This is a genomic window from Myxococcus sp. AM009, from assembly GCF_013372605.1.
GTDB lineage: Bacteria > Myxococcota > Myxococcia > Myxococcales > Myxococcaceae > Myxococcus > Myxococcus vastator.
The window spans coordinates 19085-33671 of sequence record NZ_JABXEP010000022.1; the positions used below are offsets into that span (position 1 = coordinate 19085).

Genomic DNA, 14587 nt, shown 5'->3' on the forward strand with positions numbered 1-14587 from the left:
TCGCAAATAGGTCAGTAGACGTCGCGCAGGTAGCGCCGCTGCTCACGCAGGGACTCCAGCCAGGCGTGCGCGTCCTCACGGCGCTTGCCGCCGTGGGTGGAGACGACGTCCACCAGCGCCTCGTGGACATCGGGGGCCATGCGCTGGGCGTCGCCGCACACGTAGAGGTGGGCGCCGCCTTCGAGCCATTCGTAGACGTCACGTCCGGACTCACGCAGCCGGTGCTGCACGTAGACCTTCTGCGCGCGGTCCCGCGAGAAGGCGAGCGACAGCCGGTGCAGCGTCTGCTTCTTCAGCGCCTCCTGCCACTCCGTCTGGTAGAGGAACTGGGTGCGGAAGTGCTGCTCACCGAAGAAGAGCCAGTTGCGGCCCTTCGCCCCGGTCTCCGCGCGCTCCTGGACGAAGGCCCGGAAGGGCGCCACGCCGGTGCCTGGGCCAATCATCAGCACGTCCTTGTCGCCGTCCTCCGGCAGCCGGAAGCGCTCGTTCGGTTCGATGAAGACGCGGACCGCGTCGGTGCCGGCCGCGCGCGTGGCCAGGTGGAACGACGCCGCGCCGAAGTGCCGCAGGTCGAAGGCCGTGTAGTCCACCACCGCCACCGTGAGGTGCGCCTCTTCACCCACGCGTTTGGCGCTGGAGGCAATCGAGTACAGCCGGGGCGTGAGCCGGCGAAGGGCCTGGACCAGCTCGGTGGCGTCCCAGGTGGCCTCGTGGGCGCGGAGCAAGTCAATGACTTGATGTCCCGCCAGCAGCGCGCGGAAGGCCTCGGCGCGGCCCGGTTCGAGCACTTCGCGCAGCGCCGAACTGCCGGACAGCCTGGCGTGTCGCTCCAGGAAGGGGCGGTTGAGCTTCGTGATTTCCAGCTCGTCGCTCAGCCAGCGCGCCAGCGGGAGCGTGCGGCCCTCGCGCGTGACAGGCGCTTCGCCGTCCAGGCGCAGCTCGGACAGGAAGGACGCCACCAGCTCCGGCGGATTGTGGGGCCACACCCCCAGCGCGTCGCCAGGGGCGTACTCCAACCCGGAGCCCGCGAGCGACAGCTCCACGTGCCGCACGTCCTTGAGCGCGCCGCGCGCGGTGATTCGCTGGTTGAGCAGCACCTCCGCGGTGTAGGGCGCTTCCTTGGTGAACGCGGGCGCGGCGTTCGGCTCCCGCAGCGGCACGACGGTGGCCGTCACCGCCGCCCGCGGAGTCAATGCTTCGCGCGCCAGGGTGAAGGCCTGGTCGAGCCAGCCCTTGGCCACGGGCTCGAAGTCCACGTCGCAGTCGGCGCGCTCCAACAGCCGGCTGGCGCCCAGCTCCGCGAAGCGGATGTCGAGCAGCCTGCCCACTTCGCAGAAGCGCGGGTAGCTGGAGTCTCCCAACCCGAGCACGGCGTAGCGCAGCCCCTCCACGCGAGGCGCGCGCTTGCCGAGGATGAACTCACAGAAGCCCCGTGCATCGTCCGGCGGGTCGCCGTCTCCCTGGGTGCTGATGACCACGCAGAGCAGCTTCTCCTTGGCCAGCTCCCGCACCGGATAGTCGCTGGCCCGGAACAGCCGCGCGGCGAGCCCGGCGGACTCCACCTGGTGCTTGAGGCGCTCGGCCAGGAGGCGGCTGTTTCCCGTCTGCGTCCCGTAGATGATGGTGAAGGGAGCGGCGGGCGCGGCCACGGGCGCGGGCGTCACGGGGATGACGGTGGCCTGGGGCGCACGGACGGCCAGGCCCGCGGTGTAGCCGCTCAGCCAGTGCAGGGCGGAGGTGTCCATCCCCTCCACGAGCTTGAGCAGCAGGGCGCTCTTGTCCTCACCCAGCAGCGCGTTGATGAACGGGGGCGCATGGGTGGCAGGGGATGCGCTCATCGTGCGGCCTCCCGGAGGGTGAGGATTTGGCCGAGGTGTTGCTCCAGGTCTTCGCTGGCTTCCAGCTCCAGCCACGCGGCGCCAGCGTCGCGGGCCTCCTCGCGCAGGGCCCGGCGCGTCTGGGGCGTGTCGCTGTGGACCAGGGCCACCAGTCCCGCCGCAGCGAGCGCCAGCGCCACCTCCACGTCACCGGGGGCGGTGGCGACATGCCAGCCCAGGTCGAACAGCCGGCGCTCCAACTGGAATGCGCGTGAGCCCGCGTCCGGCGTGGCGGGCAGCAGGACGATGGCGCCGGGCTGGCCCAGTCGTCCCCGCCGCTCGGGCTGCGTGACGAGCGAGGCGGCTACATCGCCCCGCGCGGAGTCCTCCACCGGCCCCAGGACCATGCCCGCCCCCACCGTGTCGTGGGTGAGCGCGTCGATGACGATGAAGGCGCCCGTGCGGCGGTTGTCGCGGTACGCGTCCGTCAGCAGCGGCCGACGGCACACCACCCGCACCCGGCCGATGTCGTTGAGCGACAGGGACTCGGCGGGCTGCTCGGACAGGTCCGCCAGCTCCTTGCGCCACAGCACCCGCTCGATGTGCGCGGGCGCGGTGCGTGAGGCCTGCTTCACCAGGTAGCGGCGCGAGCAGTCCAGCGGCTGCTCCCCGAACCACACGAGCATCGCGTCGAGCTGGTGGAGCGACAGCGGCGGCTGCGCCACGTGGGCCAGCATGTCGCCTCGGCTGGCGTCCACTTCGTCCGCGAGCCTCAGCGTGACGGACGCGGGGGACGCGGCCTCCTCCAGCGGTCCATCGAAGGTGTCGATGCCCGCCACGCGCGTGCGCCGCCCGGAGGGATGGACCTGGATTTCATCGCCGACGCGGACGGTGCCGGAGGCAATCTGTCCCGCCAGCCCGCGGTAGTCCTGGTGGGGCCGGAGCACGTACTGGACGGGGAAGCGGAAGGGCGCGTCGTCCTGCCGTCGCTGGTGGGGCAGCGACTCCAGCCACGCGAGCAGCGTGCCGCCTTCGTGCCAGGGCGTGCGGGCGCTGGGCCGGGTGATGTTGTCCCCGCGGCTGGCGCTGACGGGAAAGAGCCGCACGCCCTCGAAGCCGAGCGCGTGGGCGAAGTCCACCAGCTCGGTGCCGATGCGCTCGAAGGCGTCCCGGTCGAAGCCCGTGAGGTCCATCTTGTTCACCACCACGGCCAGGTAGGGGATGCCCAGCAGCGAGGCGATGTACGCGTGGCGGCGCGTCTGCGGCAGCACGCCCAGCCGCGCGTCCACCAGGATGACCGCCGCGTCCGCCGTGGAGGCGCCGGTGGCCATGTTGCGCGTGTACTGGATGTGGCCCGGCGTGTCCGCGACGATGACCTTGCGCCGCGGGGTGCTCAGGTAGCGGTAGGCGACGTCGATGGTGATGCCCTGCTCGCGCTCGGCGCGCAGGCCGTCCGTGAAGAGGGAGAAGTCCAGCTCCTCCTCGTCGGCGCCGGCCGCGGCCTTCAGGCCCTGGGCCAGCACCTGGGAGGGCACGGCCGCGGCGGCGGCGGCCCGCTTCGCGCTGGCCTTCCGCACGGCGGAGATCTGGTCCTCGAAGAGCCCGTCGCACTCGTAGAGGAGCCTGCCGATGAGGGTGGACTTCCCGTCATCCACGGAGCCGACCACGACGAGCCGGAGCAGCTCCCGGGCGGAGTGCTGGTCGAGCATCTGCTGCAAGCCGGTGTCCATTAGAAGTAGCCCTCGCGCTTCTTGAGCTCCATGGAGCCCTCTTCGTCGTGGTCGATGAGCCGGCCCTGTCGCTCGGACTGGCGGGCGTTCACCATCTCGTGGATGACGGTCTCCACCGTGGTGGCGGAGGACTCGATGGCGCCGCTGAGCGGGTAGCAGCCCAGCGTTCGGAACCGCACGCGCCGCAGCTCGGGTTTCTCGCCGGGCCGCAGCCGCATGCGCTCGTCATCCACCATGAGCAGCGTGCCGCCCCGGTCAATCACCGGGCGCTCCGCCGCGAAGTAGAGCGGCACCACGGGGATGCGCTCGCGCAGCACGTAGTGCCACACGTCCAGCTCCGTCCAGTTGGACAGCGGGAAGACGCGCATGCTCTCGCCCGCGTCGACGCGGCCGTTGAAGAGGTTCCACACCTCCGGCCGCTGGCGGCGCGGGTCCCACTGGCCATGCCTGTCCCGGAAGGAGAACACCCGCTCCTTGGCGCGGGACTTCTCCTCGTCGCGCCGCGCGCCGCCGAAGGCCGCGTCGAAGCCATGCTTCGCCAGCGCCTCCAACAGCGACTGCGTCTTCATCGCGTGGGTGTACTTCTGGCTGCCGTGGTCGAAGGGGTTGATGCCCTCGGCCAGCGCGCGCTGGTTCTGGTGGACGATGAGGCGCAGGCCGTGGCGCGCCACGAAGGCGTCCCGGAACGCATACATGTCCCGGAACTTCCAGGTGGTGTCCACGTGGAGCAGCGGGAAGGGCAGGGGCGCGGGGTGGAAGGCCTTGCGCGCCAGGTGCAGCAGGACCTGGGAGTCCTTGCCGATGCTGTAGAGCATCACCGGGTTGGCGAACTCGGCCACCGTCTCCCGGAGGATGTGGATGCTCTCCGCCTCCAGCTCCGACAGGTGGGACGCCCGCGCGAACGTGTGCTCACTCATGACCGCCCTCCGCCACGCGCGCTGGCGTGTGTCCATGCTCCAAGGTTCCCTGCGCCACCAGTGAAGGCAGGCGCGCGCGCAACGAGACGACCTCGCCCACGATGAGCAGCGACGGCGAGCCGAGCCCGTCCCGCGTCACCGCCTGGGCGATGTGGCGCAGCGGCGCCTCCACCACCCGTTGATGCTCCCAGGTCCCCGCCTCCACCACGGCGGCCGGAGTGGCCGCGGAGCGCCCCGCGCCGACCAATGCGCGCACCGTCTCCTCCAGCCGGCTCCCCGCCATGTAGAGGACCAGCGTCTGGGCCTTCGCAAGGAAGTCCCAGTCCGGCGCGCTGCCGCCCCGGTACGCGGTGGCGAACGTCACCGCGCCGGAGATGCCTCGGTGCGTGACGGGGATGGCCGCCGCCGCGGGCACGGCCGTCCCGGCGGTGAGGCCCGGCACGACTTCATAGGGGATGCCCGCTTCCTCCAGCGCGAGCGCCTCCTCGCCGCCGCGGCCGAAGACGAAGGAGTCACCACCCTTGAGCCGCACCACGCGGCGCCCCAGCAGCGCCTGGGCGATGAGGACGGCGTGAATCTCCTCCTGGCTCACGGAGTCGCCGCCGCCCTCCTTTCCCACGTAGATGAGCCGGGCGTGGGGCCTGGCATGCTCGAGCACCCCGGGGTGGACCAGCCGGTCGTGGACGACGGTGTCCGCCTCCCTGAGCACGCGCGCGGCGCGCAAGGTCAACAGCTCTGGGTCTCCCGGGCCCGCGCCGACCAGGAACACGCGGCCTCTCGTCTGCTCTCTCATGGTGTCTCTCCAGGAATCTTCAAGTGCTTCAGCTCCGCGCGGAGCTGCGTCCAGGCGGCCTTGCGCTCGCCCCGCTGCAGCAGCGCGCCGATGTCTCCCACCGCCACCTGTTTCAGCAGCCGCTGGCGCGCCGCGCCTCGGGGCAGGTGCTCGCGAAGCCAGCCGCTGAGTCGCGCCAGCCAGACGTGGTGTCGCGTCACCTGGGCGGTGAGCGTCTTGCGCAGGTGGCTGGCGAGCGCGGGGGCCCGCCCCGCGGAGGACACGGCGACGGTGATGGGGCCGCGCCTGCCGACGGAGGGCAGGGTGAAGTCACACAGCGCGGGTTCGTCCGCGGTGTTGACCCACAGGCCCAGGGTTCGGGCTTCGGTGGCCACCTGCCGGCTCACGGCCGCGTCGTCCGTGGCCGCGAGCACCAGGTGATGGCCGCGCACGTCGCCGGCCGCGTAGGGCCGGGGCAGCCACTCCAGGCGTCCGTCGGCCGCGAGCCGGCGCAGCGTGGCGGTGGCCTCCGGCGCGATGACGCGCAGCCGCGCGCCGGCGTCGAGCACCGCGATGGCACGGCCCTCCGCGATGGCGCCGCCGCCCACCAGCAGGACGGAGCGGCCCTCGAGCCGGAGGCACACGGGATAGTCCATGACGTGTGAAGGCATGGCGCGCGTCATCGGACCGGGTGGAGGCCGCACTCGCGGTTCTCCGCGGACTCCCACCACCAGCGGCCCGCGCGCTCGTCTTCGTAGGGCTTCACCGCGCGCGTGCAGGGCGCGCAGCCGATGGAAGGGTAGCCGCGGTCATGGAGCGCGTTGTAGGGCACGCCGTTCGCCCGGACGTAGGCCCAGATGTCCCGGCTGCTCCACGTGGCCAGCGGGTTGAGCTTGAGCAGCCCATGCGCGCTGTCCACCTCCAGCGTCGCCACGTCGGTGCGGGTGACGGACTGCTCGCGGCGCAGCCCCGTCACCCACGCCTGTTGGCCCGCGAGCGCGCGCGCCAGGGGCTCCACCTTGCGGATGGCGCAGCACGCCTTGCGCGCCTCCAGGCTCTGGCGGAAGGAGAAGTAGCCCTGCGTGGACTCCAGCGCCTCCACGCGCGCGCGCTCCGGGAAGTACGTCTCCACGGTGACGCCGTAGCGCTTCCGGACCACCTCCATGAGCTCGTAGGTCTCCGGGGGCAGGCGTCCGGTGTCGAGCGTGAAGAGGCGCAGGCTGGGCGCGTGCTGGCGCGCCAGGTCGATGAGGACCATATCCTCCACGCCGAAGCTGGAGGCGATGGCCGCGCGCGCGCCGAAGCGGCGCTCGGCCCAGGCGAGGAGGTCCTGCGCGGGGGCGTCCTTCACAACAGAGGCTTCGGCGAGCAGGGCCGAGGCATGGGGCAGCGGGGGGGACATGGTGACTCCGGAAAAAGAAATGGCCCGCCTCTTTCGAGGGCGGGCCGCACGAGCAAGAAGGTTCGAGAAGGACGCGCTACACGCTTCTCGATGCTCGGCACCCGCCTGAAGGCGGACACTCGGGACACGCACAGCACAGACAGCACGCGCCGCCCATGGCGCAGGCGTCATCACACCCGGCGGGGAGCGCGGGAGCGTGGGGGACACGGGCGTCGGTGGCGGTAAAGGACATGGGCGAGCGGTGCGGGGCTGGGAGCGGAAACGAAAACGGCCCGGTTCCTGGGAGAGGAGACCGGGCCGGGAGGAGCGCGAGGAGGGAGGCTTGGAAGGGCTTCCCGTATGCGCGTCAACAACCCAGGGCCGGCTGACGACAACAAGCACACGACAGACAGCAGCGGCTGGCAAACGGCGCGGCGGTCGGTGTGTGGGAGTGCGTCATCGCGAAGACCTACGCTAGCGGCTGTCTCATGCGCGCGTCAACCGGTCCTCCTCAAGGTGGTGTGCGGGCCTGGGCTTGCCCGAGGGGGACGGTCGCTCGTCCGCCCGCCTGGGGGGCGTGGCCGGGCGCCGTGGGGTGAACGTCCGCGTGGACGTGGGAAGGAGGCGGGGAGGCGGGCGCTCGTTGCCCATGCGGCAACGGGCATCACCTTTGCGGCAAGCCGCATTCACCTGTCACCCATGGAGGTCATTGATGGCGAGCACCAACAAGGACGTCGAGACGCTCAACTCGTTCCTGCGCGGCGAAATCTCCGCCGTGGAGACCTATCGTCAGGCAATCGGGCACGTCTCCGACGGACTGGCCCGTGACGCGCTGGAGTACTGCCAGCAAGACCACGAGCACCGGGTCGAGGAGATTCGAGAGCGCATCCTGAGGATGGGCGGTGAGCCCGCGGAGGGCTCTGGCATCTGGGGCACCTTCGCCAAGCTGGTCCAAGGCGGCGCGGACATCCTGGGCGAGAAGTCCGCCATCCAGGCGCTGGAGGAGGGCGAGGACCATGGCCTCGCCGACTACCAGCGCGACGCGGACCAGGTGCATGGCGAGGCCCGCCGCTTCGTGCGGACGGAGTTGATTCCCGCGCAGAAGCGGACGCATGAGCGGCTCAGTCGTCTCAAGCGCACCCTTCACTGAGGGCGCGCCGCGCGGATGCACGTCGGCCGGGCGCCTCGTTCCAGGCGCCCGGCCGGACTTTTCTCAAACCGTGCGACCCGACACCGGCTCGCAGCTCCAGAAAACCGCGACTGCCTCAGGCCCCGCGCGGCGCCCCGAACCCGCCCCTGGCGGGGTGCTGGAGCTTGCGCGCATGGCATGCGATACCTGGGGTTGGCTCGTCGCGTTTGGGGAGGCGGAGCATGTCGCCGGACCGCGGTTCATCGGAACGTGATTCACGCCCGGAGCAGGTCGCCGGCGAGGAAGCCCGGACCGTGCCCGCGACCTCCTCCTCCTCGCTGATGGACGCCAGCCACGCGGGGACGCTGAGCGCGGGCTGTGAAGCCCTCTTCCGCTCAACGGAGACGACGCTCCAGTGGGCCTGGCGGGTGCTGAAGTGCGCGAAGGCGGGTCCGGGCGCGGGCCCCCTGGCCACGTCCGCCCGTCAATGCGCGCTCGAGTTCCTGGACCGTGTCCCGCCTCACGTGCGCCGCGGCGTGGCGGAGCTCCTGGGGTACAGCAGCCTGTGGCAGGCGGTGTGTACGAGGCTGGGACGCCCGGTGGCGCGCTCCAACGAGGAGCTGCTGCATGAGTTGGGCGAGGACCTCCAGGTCCTGCTCCACGGCGCCCAGGCGCGGCTGGGGACCGCCGCCGCGCTGGAGCAAGGGCTCCTGGTTCATCTGGGGCGGCTGCGCGATTCCCGCCGGGGTGAGCCGGGCGCGCCACTGGAGCTGCGCGCGGCCCTGGACGCGTTCACCCACTCCCTGTCCGAGCTGATGACCGCGGCCAGCGCCTACCGGCGCGCGTGGGAAGCCGCCGAGACGGAGCTGTCCGAGTCCGCCGCGTGGCTGGGCGCCGGAGACCCGGGCTTCTGCTCGTGGATGGCGGACCACCTGTCCGAGACGGTCTTCGCGTGGCGCAACGCCCAGGTCTCCGTCCGCATGCTGCGCGAGCTGGGCGCGCTGTCCCAGCAGTCGTAGCCGGACGCCTGCCTCACGCCTCCACGAGGATGCGGTGCCGGTACAGCTCCAGCAGGACGTCCTCGGACAGGTCCGCCTGCTTGTGCTCGCGCAGGTGCTGGCGCACGGCGTCCACGGGCTCGCGCCCGGTGAAGTCGACCAGCAGGCCATAGGCCTCGCCGGGCAGGGCCACGGCGTCGTATTCGCTGTAGGCGCCCAGGGCCACGCTGCCGTCCTGCATCCACTGCACGGTGGCATCGGGGTTGAGCATGAGCGTGCGCGGCAGCTGGGGCGCCACGGCGGTGTGGTGGAGCTTCTCCAGCGTCTTCAGCTCGATGGTGCCATCCAGGCCCAGCAGCTTCTCCACGCCGTCCGGGGGCAGCGCCTTCACCAGGCGGTAGCACTCCCGGAAGTAGTCGAGCTCGAGGCCTTCGTAACCTTGCCACAGCGCCGCGTAGGCCTTGGCGGGCGGTGCGGTGTCATCCAGGTCCTCCACGGTGAGCGGCCCGGGCTGCGTCTCCGCGCGGTCCCTGCCGGACAGCACGTAGTCGGGGAGGAGCTGGAGCGCCGTCCAGCGCGACAGCTGGATTTCGGCCAGCGTCAGGTACGTCTTGAGGGACATCCAGAACTTGCGGCCGTCCGCGCCCGCCACGTACTTGCAGAAGAAGGTGGAGCAGACGGCTTCGCGGTAGGGCCAGATGGTGCAGCCGCCGCTGTCCGCGGAGAAGTAGCCGCAGCGCAGGGACGCGGCCCGGCCGAAGAACTGGTGGCTGTTCTTGTAGAGGAACTGGAACTTGGCGGGCGGCTTCACCCACTGCGGCGTGACGCCCACGCGGCTGGCGACCTTCGCCTCCATGCGGCGCCGGCCCTCGGCCAGCTCGGGGCGGTCATCGGACAGCAGCGCGCCCACCAGGTAGTTGGGCAGGCGCGGTGAGTAGGTGCAGCACTTGGTGTCCGGCCGGAACATGCGGCTCACGCCGTCCACGGAGGCGACGGCGCCCTGCGCGGTGTCCTGGCACATGGCGCAGTTCGAACAGGTGGCCTTGCGCTCCTCGGGGACGTCCTGCCGGAAGAAGTCAGGGAGCAGGTCGCGGTAGAGCAGGGGAAGGCTGTCGAGCAGGCGTGTCATGGCGGCTCCGGGGAGGTGTCCACCGACACGCCAGCCTCCCCGGCGCGGGTCTTCTCCCCGGAGCCTGACGAGCGGAGCGACGCGTCGCGCGGCCTAGAAGTAGCAGATGGAGTCGATGCCGCAGTAGCCCTGACGGTCGCCGCACTGACAGTGGTAGTCATCCGCACACAGCATTGGCGGGCAGAAAGAGCCACCCGGACCGCCGCCGCCACCCGTTTGATAGGTGTACTCGCACACGGAGTTCACGCAGGCGGCCGTCTGCGCGCTGGGACACGCGTTCGCGCACTGCCAGTCCTCGTCACAGAAGGACTGAAAACAGATGGCCAGCGAGGACTCGGCGCTCGCGCTGTTCTCACAGTGCTCCTCGGGCCCGGAGCGGACGGGGTCGGCGGTCGCGACGGTCGCGAACGTCAGCAACAGGGCGGCACTCCAGGCGAAGGGACGGCGGACGAGGGACATGGATGCTCCAGGCGCCGACACCTCGGGCGGGAGTGCGCGTGAATGTCGGGATGTCAAACAATACCAGGAGGCGCCTGGGGTGAACGCAGGGGTGCTGGCTCGCTTGCATTCAATGGCAGACATTCTGCCTGCCTCCGTGGGGCGCCGCGCCAAGATTCCGTCCTGACTGCTGCGCAGCGTGTCACGCCCGCTGCGCGCGCTTCTCATGGGCGCCGCGACGGGGCCCGTTCGCTGAGTCGTGTTCCACCCGCGCAGGCAGGCCAAAAAGCATGGCTGTCAGTGAAATCGCGCGATGGCCTGACGGTACAGGTGGCATGTCCGGTAGGCTACGGAGCCAATGCCGTGGGTCATCCCCCGTTGACCACCCGGAGGTGTGCCATGGACGGATCCGGTCCCCTCCCGTTTCCGGTTGAAGCCCAGGACGTTGGCGTCGTGGGACGCGTGCATGCGGCGTTGACGCATCAGTTCCCGCACCTGCATCCGGTGGCGCGTCACGCCATCAGCGGGCTCGTGCGCTTCTGCGACGGGTGGCGGCGTGCGTTCCCGGCGCGACAGCCGACGCAGGTGGTGCCCGCGTTGACGACGTGGGAGCAGTTCTTGACGACCGAGCCCCGCTCGCGCCGCATCATGGTGACGGTGCAGCCGCTGGGCGTGGACACGGCAGGTGGGGCGTGGGCGCCGGTGCTGCTGGCGGGTGTGGCGCGCTGGTACCGAGACAGCCGCGGCGTGCGCCGGCAGAACCAGCCCCTGGACGTCTGGGTGGCGCGCCTGGGCCGGGAGGGCGCCGACGCACGCCAACGCGCTCAAGACGAGGACGTCCTCACCGCCGCCGTCACCTGTGAGGATGGTGGGGTCCGGGTGGTGCGGATGTCCCTGGACGACGCGGCGCTGACGCATGAGGCGGTGGCGGCGTTGCTGGCGCGCACGCCCAGCCGCACGCTGGCGGAGGCACGCCGGGATGGGTTGTTCCCGCAGGTGCTGGTGGACCGCGCCTCGCGAGGCGACAGCGCCTGGACGTCCCATCTGCTGACGTCGAGCGCCTGGTTCGGTGCGCGCGTGGACGCGGCGACGGGCGCGCTGGAGCTGAGCTTCGACCACCTGGTGATGGATGGCACCGCGATGGCCGAGCTCTCGCTGGCCGCCTCGAAGGGGTTGCCGCGCCGGGACGCCCGCGCGGCGCCGGGCGAGTGGCTCACCGGCCCCGAGGAGCCGTCGCCGCTGCTGCGCGTGGAGCTGCCGGAGGGGCTCGACTTCCGGAACCTCACCTGCGCGATGCTCCAGTCGGTTCAGCGGGCCGGCGAGGGCGTGTTCCCCGTCGACAACCCCACGCTGCTGGTGCCGGTGCTGCCCGCGTCGCCGCACGCCGTGGCGCGGAAGTGGCGGCGCATTGGTATCGCGGTGGTGCCCTCGCGGACGCGCACGGGGCCGATGACGCCCGCGCACGTCGCGCACGTGCTGGAGCAGACGCGGCGAGGCGGCGGCGTGCTGGAGGACATCTTCTCCACGCTGTACTCACCCGCGCTGCCGTGGTGGATGCCCTCGCTCACCACGCACGGCTTCGCCTTCACGCCCTTGCTGCGGCAGGTGCCCGCCGCCCTGGGCGGCAACGCCCTGTTGTCCAAAATCACCTTGGAGGTCGACGATGATGAAGCGCTGGCGCGGCACCCCCCGCTCTTCTTCAACACGATGCGGCCGCTGTGTGCCGTGGGGGGCGGCGTGGCCCTCTGCGTGACGGAGGTCCTCCACGCGGCGCCCTCGGGCGTGCGCAAGCGCTACTTCGCGGCGCTCGCGGGCAGTGGTGCCCTGGGCACGCGCGAGCAGCTGCTGTCCTTCCGGGACGTGCTCGTCGCGGAGGCCGCCAGCAGGCTCCATCCGCGACGTCCGGCACTTCCTTGAACCTTCCTGGTCTTCCGTCACGAGAGCTCCCCATGGTCTCCCCCCACGACCCCGGACGCATCCGGCCGCGACCGCACCTCCAGTTCTCCTTCGACGCGAGCTTCCCGCGTATCTGGCACCCCAACGGCCCTGGCACCACGCACCTGTGGAACGGGCTCAACCTGCTCTTCCCCCAGGGCGAGCGGTTCTTCGTGCGCAGCGTCAACCACTACATGCCGCGGCTGGCGGACACGCCCGCGCTGCGCGCGCAGGTGAAGGCCTTCTTCGCGCAGGAAGGCCAGCACGCGCGCGAGCACCAGGACTACATCGAGCTGCTGGAGTCCCAGGGCTACGACCTCCACCGCTTCATGCGGTGGTACGACTCATTCCTCTGGGGCGTCATCGACGCGAAGCTCCCGCCGTCGCTGCGGCTGTCCATCACCGCCGCGCTGGAGCACTACACGGCGCTGATGGGCGAGAACACGCTGACGCTGGGCGTGTTCGCGGACGGCCACCCGGCGATGCGCGACCTCATCGAGTGGCACGCCGCCGAGGAGATTGAGCACAAGGCGGTGGCCTTCGATGTGCTGCGGAAGGTGGCACCGGGCTATGGGCTGCGCGTGCTGGGTATGGTGCTGGGCGGGGTGTCCCTCTTCGTTCTGTGGTTCGCCGCCACGGTGACGTTGCTGCGCCAGGAGCGCGGGCTGGGGTGGACGGGGCTGCTGCGCGAGCTGTGGCGCGCCCACCGGAAGGACCCGGTGCTGTTCCGCGTGCTGGGGCGGGGCTTGCGGGAGTACCTGCGTCCCTCCTTCCACCCGCTGGACAACGACAACCTCGCGCTGGCCAGGGCCCACCTGGCGACGTTGGAGGCTCCGCCTCCGGAGGCCCCGGAGCGCGAAGCTGCATAGCGGCGCGAGCGCACGCCTGCTGAGGAGGCATCCCGCGCGGCGGTTGTTCCCGGGTGGAACGTGCTGTCTACCGTGAAGGTTGCTGGCTCCTGCGATGCGCCGTCCGATGCCCTGGAGACTCCTGCTGGCCGTGCTGCTGTGTGGGGCCTTCCCGCTTCGAGCGGGGGCCTTCACGGTCCAGGACCACCGCGCGCTGACGGAGGCCGCGCTCGACGCGGCGGTGGCCGCGGGGGCCCAGGCAGAGTTGGAGGCCCACCGGGACTCCGTGGTGCATGGCGCCACCGCGGAGGACCTGAACCTCCACGTGAAATGGACGGGCTGGCACCACTTCTATCGGCCGGAAGGGGCGCTCTCCTCCGCGCTGCGGCGAGGCTCCGAGGAGCGGGTGCGTGCGCTCTGGGAGGACGCCTTGGAGGCGGCGCGCAACGGCGACCTGCCGCGTGCCTGGGACCGCGCCGGCCACCTGGCCCACCATCTCCAGGACATGGCGTCTCCGCCCCACGTCGTTCCGGTGAACCACGGGCTCACGGACCGCTTCGAGCGATACGGCGCCCGCGCTTCGCTGGGCCGCCTGCCTCGTCGCGAGGTGCCGCCGATGTCCGGGACGGACGCGCAGCGGGCGCTCGCACGGGAGACGCTGGAGGCCGTCAGGACCGAGTCCCTGGCGACGGAAGCGGGGGACGTGCTGCCCTGGAGCGCCTTCTGGTCCGAGCCCGACGCGGCGTCACCGGGCGCCTTTGGTGGCTATGGCCCGGTGGGCAACGCCTTCGGCCTCGGCGAGGTGCGGTGGAAGGGGCGGGTGCGGCGCATTCCTCCCGAAGCGTCGGCGGTTTTCATGGATGCGCGCGTGGCCGCGGCGGTGGCGTACTCCGGCGCGTTCCTGGCGTGGGCGGCGGAGCGCTTCGGGGAGGTGACGGCTCCGGATGCGGCGTTCGTCGCGCTGCGCGGCTTCCAGCCTTCGCCCGAGCTGTCGTTGGAGTTGCTGGGCGGAATCTATTCCGATGCGCTCGGCGCCGCGCCCGTCGCGGGCCTGCGGGGCTCGCTCCCGCTGCCTCATGGCCTGGGGCTGTCGGTGGACTGGACGCGCGGGTTGGAGGGCGGCGCGGCGCTTCGGTCCAGGCCCGTGGGGGGCTGGGCCTTCGCGGTCCTGTCTCCGCCGCTCATCGCCTGGCGGCCGAGCTATGCCTTCGGCGTGGACGTGCGTGCCTCCGCGGGCGTGGGGCTGCGCGCGTGGGAGGGCGGTGGCACGCGCCTGGGGGTTCCGGTGGGGCTGCGCGCGCACGTGCCGCTGGGCGCGAACTTCGTCGCCAGCACGGAGGTGCTCTACCAGGGCCTGCGTCCCCCCGGCGTGACGTGGGCGCATGGGTTCTCCTGGTGCCTGGGGCTCGGGGTGGCACTGGGGGACCGATGAGGCCGTTGGCGGTGCTTCCCGCTTTGTCGCGAGCGCTGCGCAGGCTCTGACGTGCGGCTGA

Annotated in this window: 13 protein-coding genes; 5 read left to right on the forward strand and 8 right to left on the reverse strand. The window is 71.4% G+C overall.

The window, feature by feature from the left end; genetic code table 11:
- Positions 1-11: 11 nt before the first annotated feature.
- The 6 genes from HV824_RS08035 to HV824_RS08060 are packed head-to-tail and all read right to left on the reverse strand — an operon-like array spanning position 12 to position 6638.
- Positions 12-1838 carry an assimilatory sulfite reductase (NADPH) flavoprotein subunit gene (locus HV824_RS08035; RefSeq protein WP_176423013.1) on the reverse strand — a complete coding sequence of 609 codons (1827 nt, stop codon included), beginning with the start codon at positions 1836-1838 and terminating at the stop codon, positions 12-14.
- Positions 1835-3547, reverse strand: a complete 1713-nt coding sequence (locus HV824_RS08040; protein ID WP_176423014.1) for a GTP-binding protein — start codon at positions 3545-3547, stop codon at positions 1835-1837. Before HV824_RS08040 ends, HV824_RS08035 begins: the two co-directional genes overlap by 4 nt.
- Complete coding sequence (gene cysD / locus HV824_RS08045) at positions 3547-4464, reverse strand: sulfate adenylyltransferase subunit CysD (protein WP_176416015.1); 918 nt, start codon at positions 4462-4464, stop codon at positions 3547-3549. Before cysD ends, HV824_RS08040 begins: the two co-directional genes overlap by 1 nt.
- Positions 4457-5257 (reverse strand): uroporphyrinogen-III C-methyltransferase, encoded by an 801-nt coding sequence (gene cobA / locus HV824_RS08050; RefSeq protein ID WP_176423015.1) that lies wholly within the window; start codon positions 5255-5257, stop codon positions 4457-4459. Before cobA ends, cysD begins: the two co-directional genes overlap by 8 nt.
- Entirely contained in the window at positions 5254-5919 is a 666-nt protein-coding gene (locus tag HV824_RS08055; protein WP_176423026.1) for a bifunctional precorrin-2 dehydrogenase/sirohydrochlorin ferrochelatase, read from the reverse strand. The genes cobA and HV824_RS08055 overlap by 4 nt, the downstream gene beginning before the upstream one ends.
- Entirely contained in the window at positions 5916-6638 is a 723-nt protein-coding gene (locus HV824_RS08060) for a phosphoadenylyl-sulfate reductase (protein WP_176423016.1), read from the reverse strand. Before HV824_RS08060 ends, HV824_RS08055 begins: the two co-directional genes overlap by 4 nt.
- A 691-nt stretch (positions 6639-7329) precedes the next feature.
- Between HV824_RS08060 and HV824_RS08065 the strand changes: the two genes are divergently transcribed.
- Together HV824_RS08065 and HV824_RS08070 are read left to right on the forward strand one after the other, a co-directional pair.
- Entirely contained in the window at positions 7330-7767 is a 438-nt protein-coding gene (locus HV824_RS08065; protein WP_176416018.1) for a DUF2383 domain-containing protein, read from the forward strand.
- Positions 7768-8060: 293 nt separating this feature from the next.
- Positions 8061-8765, forward strand: a complete 705-nt coding sequence (locus tag HV824_RS08070) for a hypothetical protein (RefSeq protein WP_368738036.1) — start codon at positions 8061-8063, stop codon at positions 8763-8765.
- 13 nt (positions 8766-8778) lie between these two features.
- Here HV824_RS08070 and HV824_RS08075 read toward each other — a convergent pair whose 3' ends face one another.
- Positions 8779-9873: a hypothetical protein gene (locus HV824_RS08075; protein ID WP_176416020.1), complete on the reverse strand. Its 1095-nt coding sequence runs from the start codon at positions 9871-9873 to the stop codon at positions 8779-8781.
- A 93-nt stretch (positions 9874-9966) separates the two neighbouring features.
- A complete protein-coding gene (locus tag HV824_RS08080) occupies positions 9967-10332 on the reverse strand; it encodes a hypothetical protein (RefSeq protein WP_176423018.1) in 366 nt (121 codons plus the stop codon).
- A 432-nt stretch (positions 10333-10764) separates the two neighbouring features.
- On the opposite strand from HV824_RS08080, the gene HV824_RS08085 reads away from it, so the two are divergent.
- The 3 genes from HV824_RS08085 to HV824_RS08095 all read left to right on the forward strand — a co-directional run bounded on the left by HV824_RS08085 (position 10765) and on the right by HV824_RS08095 (position 14526).
- Positions 10765-12228 (forward strand): hypothetical protein, encoded by a 1464-nt coding sequence (locus HV824_RS08085; protein ID WP_368738037.1) that lies wholly within the window; start codon positions 10765-10767, stop codon positions 12226-12228.
- Between the two features lie 32 nt (positions 12229-12260).
- Complete coding sequence (locus HV824_RS08090) at positions 12261-13115, forward strand: metal-dependent hydrolase (protein WP_176423020.1); 855 nt, start codon at positions 12261-12263, stop codon at positions 13113-13115.
- Between the two features lie 106 nt (positions 13116-13221).
- Complete coding sequence (locus tag HV824_RS08095; protein ID WP_255207853.1) at positions 13222-14526, forward strand: hypothetical protein; 1305 nt, start codon at positions 13222-13224, stop codon at positions 14524-14526.
- Positions 14527-14587 lie beyond the last annotated feature (61 nt).

Excerpts from the sequence above, each read along its gene's own strand:
- cobA (WP_176423015.1), bottom strand. The coding sequence starts at position 5,257 with ATGAGAGAGCAGACGAGAGGCCGCGTGTTCCTGGTCGGCGCGGGCCCG.
- cysD (WP_176416015.1), bottom strand. The coding sequence starts at position 4,464 with ATGAGTGAGCACACGTTCGCGCGGGCGTCCCACCTGTCGGAGCTGGAG.
- HV824_RS08060 (WP_176423016.1), bottom strand. The coding sequence starts at position 6,638 with ATGTCCCCCCCGCTGCCCCATGCCTCGGCCCTGCTCGCCGAAGCCTCT.
- HV824_RS08035 (WP_176423013.1), bottom strand. The coding sequence starts at position 1,838 with ATGAGCGCATCCCCTGCCACCCATGCGCCCCCGTTCATCAACGCGCTG.
- HV824_RS08055 (WP_176423026.1), bottom strand. The coding sequence starts at position 5,919 with ATGACGCGCGCCATGCCTTCACACGTCATGGACTATCCCGTGTGCCTC.
- HV824_RS08080 (WP_176423018.1), bottom strand. The coding sequence starts at position 10,332 with ATGTCCCTCGTCCGCCGTCCCTTCGCCTGGAGTGCCGCCCTGTTGCTG.
- HV824_RS08065 (WP_176416018.1), top strand. The coding sequence starts at position 7,330 with ATGGCGAGCACCAACAAGGACGTCGAGACGCTCAACTCGTTCCTGCGC.
- HV824_RS08090 (WP_176423020.1), top strand. The coding sequence starts at position 12,261 with ATGGTCTCCCCCCACGACCCCGGACGCATCCGGCCGCGACCGCACCTC.
- HV824_RS08095 (WP_255207853.1), top strand. The coding sequence starts at position 13,222 with ATGCCCTGGAGACTCCTGCTGGCCGTGCTGCTGTGTGGGGCCTTCCCG.
- HV824_RS08040 (WP_176423014.1), bottom strand. The coding sequence starts at position 3,547 with ATGGACACCGGCTTGCAGCAGATGCTCGACCAGCACTCCGCCCGGGAG.
- HV824_RS08075 (WP_176416020.1), bottom strand. The coding sequence starts at position 9,873 with ATGACACGCCTGCTCGACAGCCTTCCCCTGCTCTACCGCGACCTGCTC.